Origin of the sequence: Pseudomonas sp. TMW22090 (assembly GCF_022496665.1) — a bacterium.
GTDB classification, from domain to species: Bacteria; Pseudomonadota; Gammaproteobacteria; order Pseudomonadales; family Pseudomonadaceae; genus Aquipseudomonas; species Aquipseudomonas gregormendelii.
In genome coordinates, this window is sequence record NZ_SCFH01000006.1 from 372918 (window position 1) to 394632 (window position 21715).

A 21715-nucleotide genomic window follows, 5' to 3' on the forward strand; every position below is an offset into this window, starting at 1 on the left:
GAAGGTTTTAAAGATGTCCAACTCCATGGGTATTGCCAGCACTTTCGTTTTGTCCTCATTGTTCCTCTCCCCACTCGCCATGGCTGAAGAGTCCCTGACCTTCGCCGCCCGCAACGCTGAACGCGCTGCGGCGTTCGAAGCCTATCAGGGTGAGATGACGGCCAAGGCCCAGGACGCTGGCCAGACCCCGCAAGCATCGACGCTCCATGCCCAGCCCGAGGCTGGGAAAGACAGCTGACCCGCTGCAGGATCCTATTTCCCTCGACACTTTTCATCGGCTCTTCCCTTTGAAAAGTTGTCTTCAAGCCGCTGCTATCAGCGGCTTTTTTTCGCCTGCCAATTCTTGCAACAAGTGCAACGATAGGCAAAACGGTCCACTACCTGCTTAACTCTGTAGGAGCGAGCTCGCTCGCGAAAAACGTCAACGATAACGCAGGCTGTCTGGAACAACGCGATGCCTCGACGTTCTTCGCGAGCAAGCTCGCTCCTGCAAACATGCCTTAACCGAAGTTCACGCAGACCTCATGCCCATGATCGCCAGTCGCCTCCCTCAAGTTTCAGGCAAGACCGGTCGACCTGAACTCATGGTGATCCTCGGCAGCACCCTGACGGTCATCGCGATTCTTGGCATCGTCACCTTCCTGCTGATCCGCGAACATGCCGGAGCGAAGGAGGCCGCCACCCGCAGCGCGACCACCATTGCGCAACTCATCGATGCCGACGTGTTGCGCACCGTCGAGCTCTACGACATGACCCTGCAAGGCCTGATCGCTGCCGCGCAACGGGACGACCTGCGCCAGGTCTCACCGCAGATCCGCCACCTGGTGCTGTTCGACCGCTCCACCACGGCCCGATTCAAGGGCGATATCCTGCTACTCGACAAGCACGGCGAGGTCCTCGCCGACTCATCCCTGATCGAGCCCCGGCCAGGGAATTTCGCCGACCGCGACTACTTTCAGGCCCACGTCACCAACACCGGCAGCGGCATGTACATCAGTCGCCCGTTCAAGCCCCGCTGCGATTGCGAGGACAGCAATGAATGGCGAATCAGCTTCAGCCGTCGCATTGCCTCGTCGACCGGGGAGTTCCTGGGGGTGGCCGTGGCATCGATGCGCCTGACCTACTTCGACCAGCTGTTCAACAGCCTGTACATCGGCAGCGACAGCACGCTGAACATCATCGACGACGCAGGCATTCTCCTGGCGCAGAAGCCCTACCTGGAGCATGACTCGATTGGCAAGAGCTTCGCCACCCGACCCAATGTCGTGCGCATCCTGCGCGAAGGCAGTGGCAGCTTCGAGAGCGTTTCGAGTATCGATGGCCGGCAACGCCTCTATACCTTTTCCCGGGTCGGTAATCTGCCGCTGACGGTGATCGTCGCGCTGTCCGACAACGACGTGTTTGCGGCCTGGCGGCGCACGGCGCTGGTGATCAGCGGGGCAACGGGCGTGCTATGCATTGGCTTGCTGTGGCTTAGCGGGTTGCTGTGTCGGGAACTGCGTTTGCGCCACCACGCCGAGCAGGAGCTGGCACAACTGGCCGCCACCGATTCCCTGACCGGGGTCGCCAACCGCCGGATCCTTGACCTGACCCTGCGCCACGAATGGTTTCGCGCACAACGCTCAGGCCAGCCGCTGTCGGTGCTGATGATCGACGCCGATCACTTCAAGGCCTTCAATGACCGTCATGGGCATCAAGGCGGTGACGAGGCCTTGCGCACGATCGCCAAGGTAATCGAGGCCAATGTACGGCGTCCCGCGGACCTGGTGGCGCGCTACGGTGGCGAGGAGTTTTCGGTGATCCTGGCGGAAACTGACAGCACGGGTGCCCGGCAGATTGCCGAAAAGATCCGGATGGCGGTGGAACAGTTGCCGAAGACGGAGGGAGACGAGCTACCCATGACCGTCAGTATCGGTATCAGCACCTGGACCACCCAGACGGATGTGCCCCTGGAGCAACTGCTGTTTGCAGCGGACAAGGCGCTGTATCAGGCCAAGGACCAGGGGCGCAATCGGGTAGTGGCAGGCAGCTGATGGTTTCGCTGCCCCGTCAGGCCTGCTCGCGATGAGGCCGGATCAAGCAACGAAATGTTTGTTGAGAGCCATAAAAAAAGGCCACCCGAAGGCAGCCCTTAAAAACTAGAGAGGTTTTTACTTACACGGCCGCAACTGGGCGCATGTAAGAGATCGGTGCAGTGCTGGCGTCTTCGAAAGTCACGACTTCCCAAGCATCTGTCTGCTCAATCAACTTGCGCAGCAGCTGGTTGTTCAATGCATGTCCGGACTTGAAGCCCTTGAACTCACCTATCAGGCTATTGCCCAGCAGGTAGAGGTCACCAATAGCATCGAGGATCTTGTGCTTCACGAATTCGTCTTCATAGCGAAGGCCGTCTTCGTTCAGTACGCCATCCGCGTCGACCACAATAGCGTTTTCAACGCTGCCGCCGAGTGCGAGGTTGTGCTTGCGCAGGTACTCAATGTCACTCATGAAACCAAAGGTACGGGCGCGGCTGACTTCTTTTACAAACGAAGTGCTGGAAAAATCCACGCTTGCACTTTGTGTGCGGTCACGGAAAACCGGGTGATCGAAATCGATCTCGAAACTCACCTTGAACCCTTCGAAAGGGACGAAAGTGGCGCGCTTGTCGCCGTCTTCCACTGTCACTTCACGCAGGATGCGGATGAATTTCTTGGCGGCGTCCTGTTCTTCCAGGCCAGCCGACTGAATCAGGAATACGAAAGGTCCAGCGCTACCATCCATGATTGGAACTTCGGACGCGGAGAGCTCGACGTAGGCGTTATCGATGCCCAGGCCAGCCATGGCCGAGAGCAAGTGCTCCACCGTATCCACTTTGGTGTCACCACTGACCAGCGTGGTCGACATCGTGGTTTCACCAACGTTTTCCGCGCGGGCAGGAATCTGCACCACAGGGTCGAGATCGGCACGACAAAACACAATGCCGGTGTCGATAGGTGCGGGCTTGAGGGTCAGGTATACCTTCTCCCCGGAGTGCAGGCCTACACCTGTGGCACGGATAATATTTTTCAGTGTGCGTTGTTTAATCATGGCTTGGGCCGCTTCAGCGCAAATTGCGAACTGGTATCAACAAAGGCTGGCGATAATAGCAGACCAGACCTTTGCTGAACACCAATCACCTTCATAGCCCTGATACATTCCATCAATCGGCCTGTCGACGCAGGAAGGCCGGGATGTCCAGGTAGTCCAGGTCATCTTGCGGATTCATCTTCGCGGCAGTCGCTGCACCGGCCTGGGCCTGGTTGCGCATGACGGTCGGACGGTCCAGATCACGGTAGTTCACGGCAGGAGCTTCCTGACGAGCGGGCGCCTGTTGCTGTGGCTGCGAGGTCACGGAGGTGTGCATGGTGTTGTCGATGACCTTCACCGGCTTCTCGATTTTCGCGCCCAGGCCGGTCGCTACTACAGTCACGTGCAGCTCGTCGCGCATGTCCGGATCGATAACGGTACCGACCTTGACCATGGCGTGCTCGGAAGCGAAGGCTTCGATGATGCTACCCACGTCGGAGTACTCACCCAGGGACAGGTCAGGACCGGCGGTGATGTTCACCAGGATGCCGCGTGCACCTTGCAGGTTCACGTCTTCCAGCAACGGGTTGCGAATGGCCGCTTCGGTGGCCTCGCGTGCACGGTTCGGACCGCTGGCGCAGCCAGTGCCCATCATCGCCATGCCCATTTCGCTCATCACGGTACGTACGTCGGCAAAGTCGACGTTGATCATGCCCGGACGCTTGATGATGTCGGAGATACCGCGAACGGCACCGGCCAGTACATCGTCTGCCTTGGCGAAAGCCGACAACAGGCTCGCGTCCTTGCCGAGGATGGTCAGCAGCTTCTCGTTGGGGATGGTGATCAACGAGTCGACGCTTTCAGACAGCAGACGGATACCTTCGTCAGCGATCTGCATGCGCTTGCGGCCTTCGAAAGGGAACGGACGGGTCACCACCGCAACGGTGAGGATCCCCATTTCCTTGGCCACTTCGGCAATGATCGGCGCAGCACCGGTACCGGTACCGCCGCCCATGCCAGTGGTGATGAACACCATGTTGGTGCCCTGCAGGACTTCGGCAATGCGCTCACGGTCTTCGAGAGCGGCCTGACGACCTACTTCAGGATTGGCGCCAGCGCCGAGACCTTTGGTCACGCCTGTGCCCAGTTGCAGGATGGTCCGCGCGCCGATGGATTTCAGCGCCTGGGCATCAGTGTTGGCGCAGATGAATTCAACGCCTTCAATGTTGCTCTTGACCATGTGGTTGACAGCGTTGCCGCCGCCTCCGCCAACACCGATAACCTTGATGACCGGGCTTGCGGGGATGTTGTCTACGAGTTCGAACATTTTCCCTCTCCTTACATTCTCTAGTTTTTTCGCCTACTGCGTTTGTTGCGGTCGTGCGGTGCTGCGTAATTCTTTAGAAGTTGCCTTGTACCCAGCTCTTGATGCGATCGAGCAAGGCGGGTTTGGCTTCTTCATTGCTGTAGCTGTCGCGGCTGCTGATGCCCGAGAACGAAATCCCGTCGGACTGCTTTTGCAGGCCGTACATCAACAGGCCAACGCCAGTGGAATAGATCGGGTTGCGCACCACGTCATCCAGGCCTTTGACGCCATGAGGCACGCCCAGGCGGACCGGCATGTGGAAAATCTCCTCGGCCAGTTCCACCGCGCCTTCCATTTTCGAGGTGCCACCGGTCAGCACGATGCCGGCCGGGATCAGGTCTTCGTAACCGCTGCGGCGCAATTCGGCCTGGATCAGCGTGAACAGCTCGTCGTAACGCGGCTCGACCACTTCGGCCAGGGCCTGGCGGGACAGTTCGCGCGGTGGACGATCGCCAACGCTTGGCACCTTGATGGTTTCACCAGCGCCGGCCAGCTTGGCCAGGGCGCAGGCATAGCGAATCTTGATTTCTTCGGCGTACTGGGTCGGGGTGCGCAACGCCATGGCGATGTCGTTGGTCACCTGGTCGCCCGCAATCGGGATCACAGCGGTGTGACGGATCGCACCTTCGGTGAAGATGGCGATGTCGGTGGTGCCGCCGCCAATGTCGACCAGGCACACCCCCAGCTCTTTCTCGTCGTCGGTCAGGACCGAATAGGCCGAAGCCAGTTGCTCGAGAATGATGTCGTCGATTTCCAGGCCGCAGCGTCGCACGCACTTCTCGATGTTCTGAGCAGCGTTGACCGCGCAGGTGACCACGTGGACCTTGGCTTCCAGGCGAACGCCGGACATGCCCAGGGGCTCACGTACGCCTTCCTGGTTATCGATCACGTAATCCTGTGGCAGGGTGTGCAGTACACGCTGGTCAGCCGGGATCGCTACGGCCTGGGCAGCGTCAAGAACGCGCTCGAGGTCGGCAGAGCTGACTTCGCGATCACGAATCGCCACGATGCCGTGGGAATTCAGGCTGCGGATGTGATTACCCGCCACACCGACGAACGCCGAGTGGATCCGGCAACCGGCCATCAGCTGCGCTTCTTCGATAGCGCGCTGGATCGATTGCACGGTGGACTCGATGTTCACCACCACGCCTTTTTTCAGGCCACGGGAAGGGTGCGTACCGATCCCGACGATTTCCAGCGTGCCATCGTCCGCGACCTCGCCGACCAGCGCCACCACCTTGGAAGTGCCGATATCCAGACCGACGATCATTTTGCCGCTTTGCACGTTTGCCATGGGTCCTGCCTCTTCTTAATTCTTCGCGACAGCGGGTTGGGCTGTCGTGGGCGCTGCAGGTTCCCGCCAGCCAACAGCGAGGCCGTTGGCGTAGCGCAGATCGATGCGCGCAATGTTCGTAATCTGTTCTTTAAGCGTCTTGTCATAGATGGCGATAAAACGGCGCATCTTTTCCAACAGGTTGCCGCGTCCCAGCAGCAACTCGATGCCCGGGCCTGCACTGCCGGCTCCGGTGGTCAGGAACCAGCTGCCGCGTTCACGCAGTTCCAGCCGTGCAATCGAGAAGCCCAACGGCCTGAGCATCTGGCTCAGCACCTGGTACTGCTGCATCACCTGCTGCTGGGCCCGTTGTGGACCGAACAGCTGTGGCAGGTGTTCGTAGTTCGCCAGCTCACGCGGGGTGAACGCCTGGCCCTGGTTGTTAAGCAACGACTCATCACCCCAACGGGCCACCGGCAGTTGCTCTTCCAGGCGAATCACAACCTGATCCGGCCATACCCGCCGCACTTCGGCGTGGGCGATCCAGGGCATTTGCTCCAGTTCGGTACGCATGCTCGCCAGGTCGATGGTGAAGAAGCTCGCCGCCACAAAAGGGGCGATCCGCTGCTGCACCGCTTGCTGGCTGATGTAGCTCAGGTCGCCTTGTACCGCGATCTTGCTAATCGGCCGGTCTGCGTAAGGCAGCAAACGCTGCGCACCTTCGTAAGTACCGAAACCCAGGGCGACCAGCAGCACTGGCCAGAACAGGGCTTTGAGAAAACCGAAGTTGGCTTTCGGCAGGCGCGCGGACATCGGCTCTTTGGCCACCATTCGGCTTGCACCCCGCGGCACCGGCTTGCGGCCGGGCGGTGCGGGAGGCTGATGTCTCAGCTGGGCGCCTTGCATGGTATTAACCTCGCGGCTCTAGGCTGGCGGCCAAAATGGCCAGAACCAGTTGCTGGAAATCCAGACCGGCAGCACGGGCCGCCATCGGCACCAGGCTGTGATCGGTCATGCCCGGCGCGGTATTGACTTCGAGAAACCAGAACTGCCCATCGGCGTCCTGCATCACGTCTGCCCTGCCCCAACCGGCGATACCCAGCGCCTCACAGGCTTTCGCCGTGAGGTCGATCAATTCTTTCTCTTTGTTGCTGTCGAGCCCGCACGGGATCCGGTACTGGGTATCGGAGGCCACGTACTTGGCGTCGTAGTCGTAGAAGCTGTGCGGTGTGCCCAGGGCAATCGGAGGCAACACCTGGTCACGCAGGGTGGCGATGGTGAACTCCGGACCTTGAATCCATTGCTCGACCAACACTTGCGAATCGTAGGTACTGGCCGCTTTCCAGGCGTCGATCAACTCGGACGTGGAAGTCACTTTGGCCATGCCGATACTTGAACCTTCATGGGCCGGTTTGACGATCAAAGGGAAGCCCAGTTCCGTCGCTGCAGAAATACAATCGGCCTCGCTGCACAGTACGGCGTGACGTGGCGTCGGAATGCCGAGGCTGTGCCAGACCTGCTTGGTGCGCAACTTGTCCATGGCCAGCGCCGACGCGAGGATGCCACTGCCGGTGTACGGAATGCCCAGGCATTCGAGCAGGCCCTGCATGCTGCCGTCTTCACCGCCACGACCGTGGAGAATGATGAAGGCGCGGTCGATTTTTTCGCTCAGCAGGCGTTGCAACAAATCGTCGCCCACGTCGAGACCAAACGCATCCACCCCGGCGCTTTGCAGCGCCTCGAGCACGGCGTTACCCGATTTCAGGGAAACCTCGCGCTCGGCGCTCCGGCCACCGAACAGCACGGCCACCCGCCCGAAGTCTTTCGGCGCGATGGTGGAAAAGAGGTTGGCGTATGCAGCGGTCATTTCAACTTCCCCACGCTCGGCGCAGCAACGGCGCCAACAAATAACGGACTGTTCAGCAGTTTCGGGGCGAGGCCACCGATATCACCCGCGCCCTGGCACAGCAGGATGTCGCCGGCACGCAGCAGTGGTTTGACGATGGGTGCAAGGTCGACGCCGCGCTCGATGTAGATTGGGTCGAGCTGACCACGCTGGCGGATGCTGTTGCACAGCTTGCGGCTGTCGGCGCCCGGGATGGGTTCCTCACCGGCCGGATAGACTTCCATCAGCAGCAGCACGTTGGCGTCGGCCAGTACATTGACGAAATCGTCGTACAGGTCGCGGGTGCGGCTGTAGCGGTGCGGCTGGTAGACCATCACCAGACGGCGCTCCGGCCAGCCACCGCGCACGGCCTTGATCACGGCGGCGACTTCGGTCGGGTGGTGGCCGTAGTCATCCACCAGCATCACGTTGCCGCCGTCTACCGGCAGTTCGCCGTAAACCTGGAAGCGTCGGCCGACACCCTGGAACCCCGACAGGCCCTGGACGATGGCCTCGTCGCTGACGCCTTCGTCGGTGGCGATGCAGATGGTCGCCAGGGCGTTCAATACGTTGTGATTGCCCGGCATGTTCACCGAGACATCCAGCGGCTCGCGCTCAGGGCGCAGCACAGTGAAGAAAGTCTGCATGCCCTGCTGGCGCACATTGATTGCGCGCACGTCGCAGTCATCGCCGAAGCCGTAGGTAACGGTCGGACGCTTGACCAGTGGAAGGATTTCGCGCACCACCGGATCGTCCAGGCACACTACCGCCAGACCGTAGAACGGCAGGTTGTGAAGGAACTCGACGAAGGTCTTCTTCAGCTTGTTGAAGTCGCCGTCGTAGGTCGCCATGTGATCGGCGTCGATGTTGGTGACCACGGCCACCAGCGGCTGCAAGTGCAGGAAACTGGCGTCGCTCTCATCGGCCTCGGCGATCAGGTACCGGCTGGTACCGAGCTGGGCATTGGTACCTGCTGCATTCAGACGACCGCCGATGACGAACGTCGGGTCCAGGCCACCTGCGGCGAACACCGAAGCGATCAGGCTGGTGGTGGTGGTTTTGCCATGGGTACCGGCGACGGCAATGCCGTGACGGTAGCGCATCAATTCAGCCAGCATTTCGGCGCGCGGCACCACCGGGATACGACGTTCCAGGGCGGTGGCGACTTCCGGGTTGGAGGTGTTCACGGCGCTCGAAGTGACCAGCACATCGGCCGTCGCGGCGTTCTCGGCGCGGTGGCCGATATAGATGTGGGCACCGAAGGATTCCAGGCGCTCGGTCACCGGCGATGCCTTCAGGTCGGAACCGGACACTTCATAACCCAGGTTCAACAACACTTCGGCAATACCGCACATGCCCACGCCGCCGATACCGACGAAGTGGATGCGACGGATGCGGCGCATCTCCGGATGAGGCATGGCTTTCTGATTCTCAACCATGGGCCACCTCCAGGCAGGTATCGACAACGTTACGGGTAGCATCTGGTTTGGCCAGGCGGCGGGCTGCGGTGGCCATGTCATTGAGTCGTTGCGGTTGCATCAGGACCTCTGTCAGGCGTGCGGCAAGATCCGCAGCGCCGGTCGTTCTTTGTGGCATCAGGAAGGCAGCGCCTTCACGGGCCAAATAATCGGCGTTGCGGGTCTGGTGATCGTCGATGGCATGGGGCAAAGGCACCAGCATCGAGGGCAGACCGGCGGCAGCCAGTTCACTGATGGTCAGCGCGCCAGCGCGGCACACCACCAGGTCGGCCCAGCCATAGGCTTGGGCCATGTCTTTGATGAAAGGCTGCACCTGCGCCTCGACGCCGGCAGCGCGATAGCGCTCTGCAGTCACTTGATCGTGGTTTTTGCCAGCCTGATGGAACACTTCCGGGCGCACGTCGGCAGCGACTTGGGCCAGGGCTTCAGGCAGCAACTTGTTCAATGGCTCTGCGCCCAGGCTTCCGCCCAGGATCAGCAAACGCGCTTTGCGACCGGCCAGGGCCGAACGCGGTGTTTCGAGGAACAGTTCGGTACGCACCGGGTTGCCAGTGGTGCGGCGGCTGTCCGACAGGGTAAAGGTGTCGGGGAAGGCTTCACACACCCGGGCGGCCAACGGCACCAGCAACCGATTGGCGGTACCGGCCACCGCGTTCTGCTCGTGAACGATCACTGGCACACCGGCCAGTTTGGCAGCAACACCACCAGGACCGGTCACATAGCCACCAAAGCCGACCACGCAGACCGGCTGCAGTTGGCGAATGATCGCCCGCGCCTGCCAGACCGACTTGAGCAACATGATCGGAGCCTTGAGCAGCGACAACTTGCCCTTGCCACGTAGACCACTGGCATTGATGCGGTGCAGCTCGATACCGGCCATCGGTACCAGTTCGTTCTCGATGCCACGCGGGGTGCCGAGCCAGTGCACGGTATAACCGCGGGCCTGGAACTCGCGTGCACAGGCCAGCGCCGGGAACACGTGGCCACCGGTGCCGCCCGCCATGATCAGCACGTTAGCGCCCATGGGTCGGCTCCTCGGCGAAGTCGCTTTCCTGGAATTCCATCTCTTCGCTGCCAAGATGGGTTCGACTCTCCCATTCGATGCGCAGCAGCAGGCCCAGGCACGCACAGCAGATCACCAGCGAGCTGCCGCCATAGCTGAGGAACGGCAGGGTCAGGCCCTTGGTAGGCAACAGGCCGACGTTCACGCCGATGTTGATCAGGAATTGACCGATCCACAGGAACGACAGGCCATAGGCGATGTAGGCGGCAAAGAACTGCTTGGCTTTTTCCGCCCAGTAACCGATGTACATCCCGCGTACACAGACGAAGGCAAACAGCGCAACCGTGAACAGCGAACCTACTGCACCCAGCTCTTCGGCCAGGACCGAGAACACGAAGTCGGTGTGGGCTTCCGGCAGGTAGAACTGCTTTTGCACGCTGTTGCCGAGGCCAACGCCCAGCCACTCGCCGCGACCGAAAGCGATCAACGCTTGGGACAGCTGGTAGCCGGCGCCAAACTGGTCAGCCCATGGGTCGGCAAAGTTGGTCAGGCGCGCCATCCGGTAAGGCTGCATCTGGATCAGCAGTACGACTGCGCCGACTGCCAGCAGCACCATCAGCAGGAAGCGGAACAACCCGACCCCGCCGAGAAACAGCATGGCCGCAGCGGCCCCCATCATCACGACGGTGGCACCGAAGTCCGGTTCCATCAGCAACAGGCCGGCCATCGGCAACAGCACGATGAACGGTTTGAAGAAGCCCATCCAGCTTTCACGTACTTCTTTCTGGCGCCGCACCAGGTAGCCGGCGAGGTAGATCACCACGAACACCTTGGCGATTTCGGAAGGCTGCACGTTGAAGAAGCTGAAGCCGATCCAGCGCATCGAACCGTTCACTTCACGGCCAATGCCGGGAATGATCACCATCACCAGCAAGCCGAACGCGCCAATCAGCATCAGCCAGCCCAGGCGCTGCCATGTGGCGATCGGGATCATCATGGTGACGATGCAGGCGCCCAGGCCGAGCACCACATAGATCAGGTGGCGGATCATGTAATAGAGGGCGCTGCCCGACTGGACGGCAGCGACTTCGGTCGACGCCGAGGCAATCATCACCAGGCCCAGGCCCAGCAATGCCAGGCACCCGGCAAGCATCGGGAAGTCGAGATCGATGCCGCGCCCGGTAATGATCGGCGACGGGTACGGCTTGATGATATTAAGCAGGCTCATGCCAGATCCTCCACAGCGCGGACGAACTGGTGACCACGGTCTTCGTAATTCTTGAACATGTCGAAACTGGCGCAGGCCGGCGACAGCAGCACCACGTCACCTGGATGGGCGGCGGCGCGGCATTGTTCCACCGCCTCGACCAAAGACCCGACGCGGATCAGCGGCACACGGTCGCCAATGGCTGCACCGATTTTGTCGGAGTCACGGCCCATCAGGATCACGGCACGGCAGTTGGCCGCCACCGGATCGCGCAAGTCGGTGAATTCGGCCCCTTTGCCGTCGCCACCGGCGATCAGCACGACCTTACCGTCGATATCGGCGCCCAGGCCTTCGATGGCTGCCAGTGCGGCACCTACGTTAGTGGCTTTGGAGTCGTTGTAGTAGCCCACGCCATCCAGGTCGCGGACCCATTGGCATCGGTGTTCAAGGCCGGCGAAGGTGTGCAGGCTCGACAGCATCGCGTCGAACGGCAGGCCCACGGCGTGCCCCAGCGCCAATGCCGCCAGGGCGTTGGATTGATTGTGGGCACCGCGAATCTTCAACTCGCGCACCGGCATCAGGTTCTGAAATTCGAAGGCCAGGTACTTCTCGCCGTCTTCTTCGCGGATACCGAATGCCTTGAAATCAGGTTTGCTCAGGCCAAAGGTCCAGCATGGCTGGCCTTCGCCCATCAGCGGACGGCTCAGGGCATCCTGGCGGTTGACCACGAACTGGCGGGCGCCGCGGAAGATCCTGTGCTTGGCCAGGTGATAGGCCGGCAGGCCGCTGTAGCGGTCCATGTGGTCTTCGCTGACGTTGAGCACGGTCGCCACTTCAGCGCCGAGATTGTCGGTGGTTTCCAGCTGGAAGCTCGACAGTTCCATGACATACAGCTCGACGTCGTCGGCGAGCAGGTCCAGCGCAGGCGTACCCAGGTTCCCGCCGACCGCCACGCGCTTGCCGGCCGCTGCGGCCATCTCGCCGACGAGGGTGGTGACGGTGCTTTTCGCGTTGGAACCACTGATGGCGACTATCGGTGCCTTCGCGTTACGCGCGAACAGCTCGATGTCACCGGACAATTTCACCCCACGGGCGGCGGCGGCTTGTAAAGCCGGGGTCGCCAGCGCCAGGCCGGGGCTCACGTAGAGCTCGTCGGCACGGCACAGGAACTCGACGTCAAGCTCGCCACAACGCACTTCCACGTGCGGATAGTCACGCTTGAGCGTGGCCAGTTCCGGTGGATTTTCCCGCGTGTCGGCGACAGCAAACGACGTGCCCCGGTTCGCCAGGAAGCGAACCAGGGACATGCCGCTCTTGCCGAGGCCGACAACGATGCGGAAGTGGCCAGAAGCGATCAGAGACACTCGTTCTACCTCAGCTTCAGGGTGGCAAGGCCAACCAGTACGAGAATCACGGTGATGATCCAGAATCGGACGATCACGCGCGGCTCGGGCCAGCCCTTGAGTTCAAAATGGTGGTGTATGGGTGCCATGCGGAACACCCGGCGGCCGGTCAACTTGAAGGAGGCCACCTGGATGACCACCGACAGGGTTTCCATCACGAACACACCGCCCATGATGAACAGGACGATTTCCTGACGGACGATGACCGCGATGGTGCCCAGGGCAGCGCCCAACGCCAGCGCGCCGACGTCACCCATGAAGACTTGTGCCGGATAGGTGTTGAACCAGAGGAAGCCCAGGCCCGCACCGATCAGCGCGCCGCAGAATACGATCAGTTCACCGGCACCCGGCACATAAGGAATCAGCAGGTATTCGGCGAATTTCACGTTACCCGACAGGTAGCAGAAGATCCCCAGCCCGCCACCGACCATCACTGTCGGCATGATCGCCAGGCCATCGAGACCGTCGGTCAGGTTGACCGCATTGCTCGAGCCGACGATGACGAAGTAGGTCAGGACAATGAAGCCTGCGCCCAATGGAATGCTGTAGTCCTTGAGCATCGGCAGGATCAGCGTGGTTTCCACAGGCGTGGTGGCGGTCATGAACAGGAAGATCGCCGCGCCCAGGCCGAATACCGACTGCCAGAAGTATTTCCAGCGGCTCGGCAGGCCACGGGAGTTTTTCTCGATCACCTTGCGGTAGTCATCCACCCAACCGATCGCGCCGAACAGCAGGGTCACCAGCAATACGGTCCAGACGTAGCGGTTGCTCAGGTCAGCCCAGAGCAAGGTGCTAACGCCGATCGAAGACAGGATCAGCGCGCCGCCCATGGTCGGGGTGCCCGACTTGGACAGGTGCGATTGCGGACCGTCGTTACGAACCGATTGGCCGATCTGACGCTTCTGCAGGGTACGAATCATCCACGGGCCATAGCACAGCGAAAGGACCAGCGCGGTCAGCACACCGAGAATCCCGCGCAGGGTCAGGTACTGGAAGACCGCGAAGCCTTTGTAGAACTGTTGCATGTACTCCGCTAGCAGCAGCAGCATTAATGTTTCTCCAAACTGGACCCGCACAAAGCGGCAACGATGTTTTCCATCGCAGCGCTGCGCGAGCCCTTGATCAAAATGGTGGTGTTGGTGTCTTGCTCGGCGCCGAGGGCCTGGATCAGTTCAGCCTGAGTGCTGAAGTGACGGGCGTGCTCGCCAAATGCGTTAACGGCATGGGCCATCATTGGCCCAACAGCGTAAAGCGCGCTGACTTTGCCGCGGGCGTATTCGCCCACGTCGCGGTGTCCCTGCTCCGCCCAGTCACCCAACTCGCCGATATCCCCGAGCACCAGAACGGTGCGGCCGGAAAAGCCGGCGAGTATATCAACGGCGGCGCACATCGAGGTGGGGTTCGCGTTGTAAGTGTCATCGATAACCCGCATGCCGTTGCTGGCCAGCTGCGCAACGGTGCGCCCCTTGACCGGTTGCACCGCGCCAAGGCCGGTGGCGATGCCGGACAGGGATACACCCAGCGCATGGGCAGCGGCTGCGGCAGCCATGGCATTGGCGACGTTATGGGTGCCGAGCAGGTTCAGTTGAACACGCTCCACACCGTCGGGACTGTGCAGGTTGAACGCCGGACAGCCGCGAGCGTCGCGGTCCAGGTCACTGGCGTAGAAGTCGGCCGCGACATTGCTCAGGGCAAAGGTCAGTACTTTGCGACCGGCTGCGCGGGTCTTCCAGATTTCAAAAGCCTTGTCATCGAGATTGAGCACAGCGACGCCGTCGGCATCCAGCCCTTCGATAATCTCGCCCTTGGCCTCGACGATTTTTTCCGGCCCGCCAAACTCACCCACGTGGGCAGTCCCGGCGTTATTGAGCACGGCGACATGGGGCTTGGTCATCGCAACGGTGTAGGCAATTTCGCCGAGACGCGAAGCACCCAGTTCGATTACGGCAGCGGTATGTTCCGGCGCCAGTTCGAGCAAGGTCAGGGGGGCGCCCAGGTCGTTGTTCAGGTTGCCGCGGGTGGCCAGCACGGGACCACGGGTGCGCAAGATGCTTGCAAGCATTTCCTTGACCGTGGTCTTGCCGCTGGAACCGGTAATGGCCGCCACGGGCTGGGTGAACGCGACACGGTTGATCGCGCCCAGTTGACCGAGGGCCTGGCGGGTGTCTTTGACCACCAGTTGCGCCAGCGGGCTGTCGGCGATTTCACGCTCGACCAATGCCGCTACTGCGCCTTTGGCGGCGACGTCATTGAGATAGTCGTGCCCGTCAAACCGCGGACCGGTCAGAGCCACGAACAGCTGGCCCGGCTGGATCGCGCGGCTGTCGATGCTGACGCCGTTGAAGCTCGCATCGGCACTGACCAGGCGGGCGTTCAGCGCGCCGGTGAGTTCGCTCAATTTCAAGGCTTCAAGCATGGGCCACCTCCCATGCGGTCAGGGCGCGATCGGCCTCGACCAGATCGGAGAACGGCTGACGTTCGCCGTTTATTTCCTGATAGTCCTCGTGGCCTTTGCCCGCCAGCACGATGACGTCATCGGCCGAGGCGCCGGCAATCAGCTGGGCAATTGCCTGGCCACGACCGGCAACGAAGGTCACGTTATCCACAGCGCTGAAACCGGCACGAATGTCGTCGAAGATCACCGAAGGGTCTTCGGTACGCGGGTTGTCATCGGTGACCAGCACGCCGTCCGCCAGACGTTCCACCACTTCAGCCATCAGCGGGCGCTTGCCGCGATCACGGTCACCGCCGCAGCCGAACAGGCACAACAGGCGCCCTTTGGCGTGCGGGCGCAGGGCCATCAATACTTTTTCCAACGCATCCGGTGTGTGGGCGTAATCGACCACCACCAACGGTTGAGTGCCGCCGCCCAGGCGCTGCATGCGACCGGCCGGGCCTTCGAGTTTCGGCAGCACTTTTAGAATTTCGTCGAGCGCGTAATCCAGGCCGAGCAAGGCGCCGACTGCGGCCAACACGTTGCTCAGGTTAAACCGGCCGAGCAATGTGCTGCGCAAGTGATGCTCGCCCTGAGGCGTGACCAGCGTGGCGCGCACGCCTTCGTCGTCGAAATGCGCTTCACGGCAATAAAGGTAGGCGCGGGCGTCTTCGAGGCTATAGGTGATCAGTCGCGACTCGCGTTTGTCAGCGGCCAGCTGGCGGCCAAACTCGTCGTCGAGATTCACCACGCGGCATTTCAGGTCATTCCAGGCAAACAGCTTCGCCTTGGCTTCACCGTAAGCCTGCATGGTGCCGTGGTAATCGAGGTGATCGCGGGACAGGTTGGTCATCACCGCCACGTCGAACGCCAGCGCCGTCACTCGCCCCTGATCCAGGCCGTGGGAGGACACTTCCATGGCCACGGCCTTGGCCCCGGCTTTCTTCAAGTCGGCGAGGGTCGCCTGTACGGCTATCGGGTTTGGCGTCGTGTGCAGGCCGCTCTCCAAGCCGCCGTAGAAACCGCTGCCCAGGGTGCCAACAATGCCGCAGTGCTGACCGAGCAGGTCCAGGGCTTGCGCGACCAGTTGGGTAACGCTGGTCTTGCCGTTGGTGCCAGTGACGCCGATCAGGTTCAGGTGGCGGCTCGGGTCACCATAAAATCGCCCGGCGATGTCCGACAGCTGCGCTGCCAGGCCCTTGACCGGAATCAGCGGCACGTCAGTGATCGGCAGCACGGTGGCGCCTTCAACCTCATAGGCCACGGCGGCGGCGCCGCGCTGCAAGGCATCGCCGATGTGCGCACGGCCGTCGAACTTGCCGCCGGGCACGGCCAGGAACAGGTCGCCAGCCCGCACATTGCGGCTATCAAGGGTCAGTTCGCGGATCAGCAGATCACGACCGGCGTGGGCGAATATCTTGTTCAGACTTAGAGACATCAGCCGCGCCCTCCATTGGCTTTCAGCGGAACAGCCGGGGTGGCATTGGCCTGCTGGACCGGAGGCAGGTTGTCAGGAGTGATGTTCATCAGGCGCAAGGTCCCGGACATCACTTTGCTGAACACCGGCGCCGATACCAGGCCGCCGAAGTAACCGGCTTTGCTTGGTTCATCGATGACTACAACGATTGCGTAACGCGGGTCGCTCATCGGGCCGAAGCCGGCGAACAGCGAACGGTAGGAATTCTCGGCATAGCCCTTGGTGCCCACCGAGGTTTTACGCGCAGTACCCGACTTGCCGCCCACGTGATAAGCCGGGACCTGTGCACGGAACACGCCGCGCGGGGCTTCGATCACTTGTTGCAGCATGGTCTGCATGGTCTTCGCGACTGTCTCGGGCAATACCTGGGTGGTCTGTGGCGCCTTGTCGGTCTTGATCAGCGTCAGCGGCGCCAGGCGACCGTTGTTGGCCAGCGCCGAAAACGCGTGCACCAACTGGATCGCGGTCACGGAAATACCGTAGCCGTAGGACAGCGTGGCGGTTTCAGCCTTGCGCCATTCGCGGTAGTTCGGCAGGTTGCCGACGCGCTCGCCCGGAAATCCCAGCCCGGTGTCCTGGCCGAGGCCGACTTTCTGCGCCAGGCGGAAAATGGTTTCGCCGCCAATGTCGAAGGCGATCTTGCTCATGCCGACGTTACTGGAGTTGATCAGGATGCCGGTCAGATCGAGTACCGGGCCCTCGGACTTGGATACGTCCTTGATGGTGTATTTACCGATCTGCAAGGTGCCTGGATAGACCTCGACGGTATCGGTCGGCTTCCAGCGCCCAGATTCAATCGCGGCGCTCATGGAAATCGCTTTCATGGTCGAACCCGGCTCGAACACGTCGATCATTGCGCGGTTGCGCATCATCGCCGGCTGCAGGTTGCGACGGTTGTTCGGGTTGTATGTTGGCTGGTTGACCATGGCGAGGATTTCGCCCGTCTTCACATCCATGATCACCAGGCTGCCGGCCTTGGCGCCATTCTCGATGATTGCGTTGCGCAGCTCGCGGTTGGCCAGGTATTGCAGGCGCAGGTCAATGGACAACGCCAAGGGCTTGCCGGCCTTGGCGTTTTTGGTGACCTGTACATCCTTGATCAGTCGGCCGCGCCGGTCCTTGATGACCTGGCGCTTGCCCGGGACACCGGCGAGCCATTCGTCATAGGCCAGCTCGACACCTTCGCGCCCGTGGTCGTCGATATCGGTAAACCCGACCATGTGCGCGGTGACTTCACCGGCAGGATAAAAACGCCGGAACTCTTCGATGCCATAGACGCCGGGTACTTTCAGGTCGAGTACCGATTGCCCCTGCTCCGGGGTCAGGCCACGCACCAGGTAGATGAATTCCTTGTTGGCCTGGGCTTCGAGACGCTCGCTCAGGGCTTTCGGGTCCTGGCCCAGAGCCGCTGCCAGTGCTGGCCACTTTTCTTTGGCCAGTTGCATTTCCTTGGCGTTGGCCCACAGCGTGGTGACCGGCGTACTGACGGCCAAAGGCTCGCCGTTACGGTCGGTGATCAGACCACGGTGAGCCGGAATGGGAATGTGACGAACGCTGCGCGCATCGCCCTGGCCTTTAAGGAACGCACGATCAACGATTTGCAGGTCAATGATACGCCAGCAGATCGCCGCGACCATGACGCCGAGCAAGCCCAGTACCAGGCGAAACCTCCATGGGAACAGTGCGCCCTCGAGTTTCATCATGGCGCCACCATTTGCACTTCAGCTGCGCCGGGAATGCGCATCTTCAGTTGCTCGGAGGCCAGAACTTCGATTCGGCTGTGTGCGGTCCAGGTACTCTGCTCGAGAATCAGCCGCCCCCACTCCGCCTGCGCCTTGTCGCGCACGCTCAATTCGTTGTACAGCGAGTTCAGCAACTGGCGGTTCCAGTGGGCACTGTAGGACACGCCGATAGCCGACACGAGCACGCCGACAAATAGCAGCAGCATGAAAAAGCTTCCGCCGGGAAGTGGCTTGGCGAAAAGCTTGCTCACCGCAACTTCTCCGCGACACGCATGACGGCGCTACGGGAACGTGGGTTGGCTTTGAGTTCGGCCTCGGAGGCGGACTGCGCTTTGCCATGGACTTTGATTTTAGGTTCGAAGGCCACATGCCGCACCGGCAGGTTGCGCGGCAGGTTGTCCGCTTCGCCTTTCACCAGCTTGCGCATGAAGAGCTTGACGATGCGGTCTTCCAGGGAGTGAAAGCTGATCACCACCAGGCGGCCGCCGATTTCCAGGCACTCCAGGGCGGCTTCGAGGCCAGCCTCCAGGTCGCCCAGCTCGTTGTTGACGTGGATACGCAAGCCCTGGAAAGCACGGGTGGCCGGGTTCTTACCCTTCTCCCATGCCGGGTTGGCGACTTTCAGGACTTCAGCCAGGTCACCGGTGCGCTCGAATGGCTTGATATCGCGACGTTCAGCGACCGCGCGAGCCATGCGTCCGGAAAAACGTTCCTCGCCGTATTCCTTGAACACCCGGGCAATCTCTTCCACCGGCGCGGTGTTGACGAACTCGGCAGCGCTGATCCCTCGCGAAGGATCCATGCGCATGTCCAACGGGCCGTCGTTGAGGAAACTGAAACCGCGCTCAGGGTCGTCAAGTTGCGGGGAAGACACCCCGAGGTCCAGCAGAATGCCGCTGACCTTGCCGGCCAGGCCGCGCTCGGCCACTTCCGAGCCCAACTCTGCAAAGCTGCGCTGCACAACGACAAAGCGGCCGTCTTCGGCCGCCAGCGTTTGCCCGGTGGCAATCGCTTGAGGATCTTTGTCGAATCCCAGCAACCGGCCATCGGGACCCAGCTGGCTGAGGATCAAACGGCTGTGTCCGCCGCGTCCGAACGTACCGTCCAGATAGCAGCCATCAGGACGTACGGCGAGAGCCTCCACGGCTTCGTCAAGCAGTACGGTGATGTGGTTGAAGCCGCTATCAATAGTCACAGAATTAAATCACGCAGTTCATCAGGCATGGCGCCCGGTTGTTGAATAGCAGCCAGGTCAGCGGCAGAAACCGCATCCCAGGCATCCTCGTCCCATAATTGGAACTTGTTCAGTTGGCCTACCAACATCGCGCGCTTATCCAACTTGGCATATTCACGCAGACGCGGCGGAACCAGAAAACGACCACTGCCATCGAGCTCGAGGTCGACGGCGTTACCGATCAGTAAACGTTGCAGGCGGCGGTTTTCTTCGCGAAGCGAAGGCAGTGCGCGCAATTTGGTTTCAATAATTTCCCACTCATCGAGGGGGTAGACACACAAACAGGGATCAACGGCATCGATCGTGACGATTAACTGCCCGGAACTACGCGAAACGAGCTCGTCGCGATACCGGCTCGGCATAGCGAGACGGCCTTTTGCGTCGAGACTGATAGCGTTAGCTCCGCGAAACACGTCAGCGTTTCTCCAAATTTTAGCGTTTTGAGCTCAAAAAACCCACTTCATGCCACTTTCCGCCACTTGCGCACACTATAGGAATGCGGCTACCACACCGTCAAGGCGCGCAGTAAAGGAAAAGTCTTACATAACTGTGATTTAGGAGCGCAAAAGGGGGGGGGCAACGAGAATCTGACGCATAATCTTGCTCAATAACTTGAACCAGCACTGAAGGCTGCGCCCGGAAGTTAAAGTAGTTTGTTAAGAGTAAGATTTTTTTGGTATTACGAAAGTGCTTCTGCTGAGGTTTCTGGAAGGAGGAAAAGCGTTACTGCCTGCGCCCTGTCCAATGCTGCAAACAGGGAGGGGAAAAAGGTGGAGAGTCGATCTGTAAGCCGGGTTCTGTCTTGAACAGTCATTCGTCTACGATGGCCATCACTGGACATCTTTAGCAACCTACCCGGTCCCAGCGCGGGCCACGCCTTGGGACCCTATTTGGTCTTGCTCCAAGTGGGGTTTACCTAGCCACGAACTGTTGCCAGACGTGCGGTGCGCTCTTACCGCACCTTTTCACCCTTACCGGCGCCGAAGCGCTTAGGCGGTTATTTTCTGTGGCACTTTCCGTAGGCTCACGCCTCCCAGGCATTACCTGGCACTTCGCCCTATGGAGCCCGGACTTTCCTCCCCCCCCTAATTTTCATAGAGGGCAGCGACTGTCCGATCGACTCTCCGCCGAGAAGGTTAACGGGACAGCGACCGAAGAACAAGCGCTAAAAGCCTTTGGCCACTCCTGCGCGTCGGGTTTTCACTCGCCCTTCTGTTTATCCAGCGCAACCTGATACAACACATTCTTGCGCTCACCAGTGATTTGCGCAGCCAGCGCGGCGGCACGCTTGAGCGGCATTTCTTCGAGCAGAAGATTGAGGATGCGCATGGCCTCGCTGCTGACTGCCTCTTCGGTTTCAGGCACGGACCAACCTGCCACCAGCACCACGCACTCGCCCCGCTGCTGATTACTGTCGGACTCGACGAACTCGCGCAACTCGGCCAGGGGCAGCCCCTTGAGGGTTTCGAACGTCTTGGTGATCTCCCGGGCCAGCAAGGCCGGACGCTCACCACCAAACACCAGCTCCATATCCTGCAGACACTCCAGGATACGGTGTGGCGCTTCATAGAAAATCAAGGTGCGCGGCTCTTCCTTGACCAGCTCCAGGCGGGCCCGGCGCCCTACTGCCTTGGCGGGCAGGAACCCTTCAAAGATGAAGCGGTCCGACGGCAGGCCCGCAGCCGACAATGCCGCAATCAATGCACAGGCACCTGGCACTGGCACTACATTAATGCCCGCTGCGCGTGCCTGGCGCACCAGGTGATAGCCCGGATCGGAAATCAACGGCGTGCCGGCATCGGATATCAACGCCACATCATCGCCCGCCAGCAACCGGGTAATAAAGCGGCTACCTTCATCCCGTTCGTTGTGCTCATGACAGGCCGCCAGCGGCGTTGGAATGCCAAAGTGCTGCATCAGGCGCTGGGAGTGCCGGGTATCTTCGGCGGCAATCAAGGCCACATCACGGAGGATCTTCAGGGCGCGCGCACTGATGTCGTCCAGGTTGCCGATGGGCGTCGCCACCACATAAAGCGAGCCAGCAGCGGAATTCAAAGCACCTGGAGCAGTCAAAGCGCACACCTCATGATCGTTAAAAGTCGCCATTGTAGCGCGTAGCGTCGTCGGCGACAGGCGTCTGCCACTGCAGGTTTTCCTGCCTTCGGTGC

At 60.9% G+C, this 21715-nt stretch carries 19 protein-coding genes and 1 other RNA gene; 2 read left to right on the forward strand and 18 right to left on the reverse strand.

Going from position 1 to position 21715, the window contains the following annotated elements:
- Positions 1-13: 13 nt before the first annotated feature.
- Both EQV97_RS18995 and EQV97_RS19000 read left to right on the forward strand, forming a co-directional pair.
- Positions 14-238, forward strand: a complete 225-nt coding sequence (locus tag EQV97_RS18995; protein ID WP_240889520.1) for a hypothetical protein — start codon at positions 14-16, stop codon at positions 236-238.
- Between the two features lie 292 nt (positions 239-530).
- A complete protein-coding gene (locus tag EQV97_RS19000; RefSeq protein WP_240889522.1) occupies positions 531-2033 on the forward strand; it encodes a diguanylate cyclase in 1503 nt (500 codons plus the stop codon).
- Positions 2034-2154: 121 nt separating this feature from the next.
- On the opposite strand, the gene lpxC is transcribed toward EQV97_RS19000, so the two are convergent.
- From lpxC to rsmI, 18 genes are all read right to left on the reverse strand, one after another.
- Positions 2155-3066, reverse strand: a complete 912-nt coding sequence (lpxC, locus tag EQV97_RS19005) for a UDP-3-O-acyl-N-acetylglucosamine deacetylase (RefSeq protein ID WP_045059296.1) — start codon at positions 3064-3066, stop codon at positions 2155-2157.
- 112 nt (positions 3067-3178) lie between these two features.
- Positions 3179-4372 carry a cell division protein FtsZ gene (ftsZ, locus tag EQV97_RS19010; protein ID WP_122838793.1) on the reverse strand — a complete coding sequence of 398 codons (1194 nt, stop codon included), beginning with the start codon at positions 4370-4372 and terminating at the stop codon, positions 3179-3181.
- Positions 4373-4445: 73 nt separating this feature from the next.
- A complete protein-coding gene (gene ftsA / locus EQV97_RS19015; protein WP_122838792.1) occupies positions 4446-5705 on the reverse strand; it encodes a cell division protein FtsA in 1260 nt (419 codons plus the stop codon).
- 15 nt (positions 5706-5720) lie between these two features.
- Complete coding sequence (locus EQV97_RS19020; RefSeq protein ID WP_045059293.1) at positions 5721-6590, reverse strand: cell division protein FtsQ/DivIB; 870 nt, start codon at positions 6588-6590, stop codon at positions 5721-5723.
- 4 nt (positions 6591-6594) lie between these two features.
- Positions 6595-7551 (reverse strand): D-alanine--D-alanine ligase, encoded by a 957-nt coding sequence (locus EQV97_RS19025; RefSeq protein ID WP_122838791.1) that lies wholly within the window; start codon positions 7549-7551, stop codon positions 6595-6597.
- The gene (gene murC / locus EQV97_RS19030) at positions 7548-9008 is read right to left on the reverse strand and encodes a UDP-N-acetylmuramate--L-alanine ligase (RefSeq protein ID WP_122838790.1); all 1461 of its coding nucleotides are present in this window, start codon (positions 9006-9008) and stop codon (positions 7548-7550) included. The genes EQV97_RS19025 and murC overlap by 4 nt, the downstream gene beginning before the upstream one ends.
- Positions 9001-10071 carry an undecaprenyldiphospho-muramoylpentapeptide beta-N-acetylglucosaminyltransferase gene (murG, locus tag EQV97_RS19035; RefSeq protein ID WP_122838789.1) on the reverse strand — a complete coding sequence of 357 codons (1071 nt, stop codon included), beginning with the start codon at positions 10069-10071 and terminating at the stop codon, positions 9001-9003. Before murG ends, murC begins: the two co-directional genes overlap by 8 nt.
- The gene (ftsW, locus tag EQV97_RS19040) at positions 10061-11272 is read right to left on the reverse strand and encodes a putative lipid II flippase FtsW (protein WP_177328545.1); all 1212 of its coding nucleotides are present in this window, start codon (positions 11270-11272) and stop codon (positions 10061-10063) included. Before ftsW ends, murG begins: the two co-directional genes overlap by 11 nt.
- Before the next feature lie 2 nt (positions 11273-11274).
- Entirely contained in the window at positions 11275-12621 is a 1347-nt protein-coding gene (gene murD / locus EQV97_RS19045) for a UDP-N-acetylmuramoyl-L-alanine--D-glutamate ligase (protein ID WP_240889525.1), read from the reverse strand.
- Positions 12622-12626: 5 nt separating this feature from the next.
- Positions 12627-13709 (reverse strand): phospho-N-acetylmuramoyl-pentapeptide-transferase, encoded by a 1083-nt coding sequence (gene mraY, locus EQV97_RS19050; protein WP_045059287.1) that lies wholly within the window; start codon positions 13707-13709, stop codon positions 12627-12629.
- Positions 13709-15076 (reverse strand): UDP-N-acetylmuramoyl-tripeptide--D-alanyl-D-alanine ligase, encoded by a 1368-nt coding sequence (murF, locus tag EQV97_RS19055; RefSeq protein WP_240889527.1) that lies wholly within the window; start codon positions 15074-15076, stop codon positions 13709-13711. Before murF ends, mraY begins: the two co-directional genes overlap by 1 nt.
- A complete protein-coding gene (locus EQV97_RS19060; RefSeq protein ID WP_122838786.1) occupies positions 15069-16532 on the reverse strand; it encodes a UDP-N-acetylmuramoyl-L-alanyl-D-glutamate--2,6-diaminopimelate ligase in 1464 nt (487 codons plus the stop codon). The genes murF and EQV97_RS19060 overlap by 8 nt, the downstream gene beginning before the upstream one ends.
- Entirely contained in the window at positions 16532-18271 is a 1740-nt protein-coding gene (locus tag EQV97_RS19065) for a penicillin-binding protein 2 (RefSeq protein WP_205940065.1), read from the reverse strand. The genes EQV97_RS19060 and EQV97_RS19065 overlap by 1 nt, the downstream gene beginning before the upstream one ends.
- Positions 18271-18564, reverse strand: coding sequence for a cell division protein FtsL (ftsL, locus tag EQV97_RS19070; RefSeq protein ID WP_045059283.1), 294 nt, complete (start codon positions 18562-18564; stop codon positions 18271-18273). The genes EQV97_RS19065 and ftsL overlap by 1 nt, the downstream gene beginning before the upstream one ends.
- A complete protein-coding gene (gene rsmH, locus EQV97_RS19075) occupies positions 18561-19502 on the reverse strand; it encodes a 16S rRNA (cytosine(1402)-N(4))-methyltransferase RsmH (protein WP_122838834.1) in 942 nt (313 codons plus the stop codon). Before rsmH ends, ftsL begins: the two co-directional genes overlap by 4 nt.
- Positions 19503-19504: 2 nt before the next feature.
- Positions 19505-19960 carry a division/cell wall cluster transcriptional repressor MraZ gene (gene mraZ, locus EQV97_RS19080; protein WP_008147486.1) on the reverse strand — a complete coding sequence of 152 codons (456 nt, stop codon included), beginning with the start codon at positions 19958-19960 and terminating at the stop codon, positions 19505-19507.
- Positions 19961-20317: 357 nt separating this feature from the next.
- Positions 20318-20671, reverse strand: an RNA gene (rnpB, locus tag EQV97_RS19085) — RNase P RNA component class A.
- A 76-nt stretch (positions 20672-20747) separates the two neighbouring features.
- Positions 20748-21653 (reverse strand): 16S rRNA (cytidine(1402)-2'-O)-methyltransferase, encoded by a 906-nt coding sequence (gene rsmI, locus EQV97_RS19090; protein WP_163019387.1) that lies wholly within the window; start codon positions 21651-21653, stop codon positions 20748-20750.
- Between the last annotated feature and the right edge of the window lie 62 nt (positions 21654-21715).

What these genes read in the sequence shown, in the direction of transcription:
- EQV97_RS18995 (WP_240889520.1), top strand. Translation starts at nt 14, where the DNA reads ATGTCCAACTCCATGGGTATTGCCAGCACTTTCGTTTTGTCCTCATTG.
- EQV97_RS19000 (WP_240889522.1), top strand. Translation starts at nt 531, where the DNA reads ATGATCGCCAGTCGCCTCCCTCAAGTTTCAGGCAAGACCGGTCGACCT.
- lpxC (WP_045059296.1), bottom strand. Translation starts at nt 3,066, where the DNA reads ATGATTAAACAACGCACACTGAAAAATATTATCCGTGCCACAGGTGTA.
- ftsZ (WP_122838793.1), bottom strand. Translation starts at nt 4,372, where the DNA reads ATGTTCGAACTCGTAGACAACATCCCCGCAAGCCCGGTCATCAAGGTT.
- ftsA (WP_122838792.1), bottom strand. Translation starts at nt 5,705, where the DNA reads ATGGCAAACGTGCAAAGCGGCAAAATGATCGTCGGTCTGGATATCGGC.
- EQV97_RS19020 (WP_045059293.1), bottom strand. Translation starts at nt 6,590, where the DNA reads ATGCAAGGCGCCCAGCTGAGACATCAGCCTCCCGCACCGCCCGGCCGC.
- EQV97_RS19025 (WP_122838791.1), bottom strand. Translation starts at nt 7,551, where the DNA reads ATGACCGCTGCATACGCCAACCTCTTTTCCACCATCGCGCCGAAAGAC.
- murC (WP_122838790.1), bottom strand. Translation starts at nt 9,008, where the DNA reads ATGGTTGAGAATCAGAAAGCCATGCCTCATCCGGAGATGCGCCGCATC.
- murG (WP_122838789.1), bottom strand. Translation starts at nt 10,071, where the DNA reads ATGGGCGCTAACGTGCTGATCATGGCGGGCGGCACCGGTGGCCACGTG.
- mraY (WP_045059287.1), bottom strand. Translation starts at nt 13,709, where the DNA reads ATGCTGCTGCTGCTAGCGGAGTACATGCAACAGTTCTACAAAGGCTTC.
- murF (WP_240889527.1), bottom strand. Translation starts at nt 15,076, where the DNA reads ATGCTTGAAGCCTTGAAATTGAGCGAACTCACCGGCGCGCTGAACGCC.
- EQV97_RS19060 (WP_122838786.1), bottom strand. Translation starts at nt 16,532, where the DNA reads ATGTCTCTAAGTCTGAACAAGATATTCGCCCACGCCGGTCGTGATCTG.
- EQV97_RS19065 (WP_205940065.1), bottom strand. Translation starts at nt 18,271, where the DNA reads ATGAAACTCGAGGGCGCACTGTTCCCATGGAGGTTTCGCCTGGTACTG.
- rsmI (WP_163019387.1), bottom strand. Translation starts at nt 21,653, where the DNA reads ATGGCGACTTTTAACGATCATGAGGTGTGCGCTTTGACTGCTCCAGGT.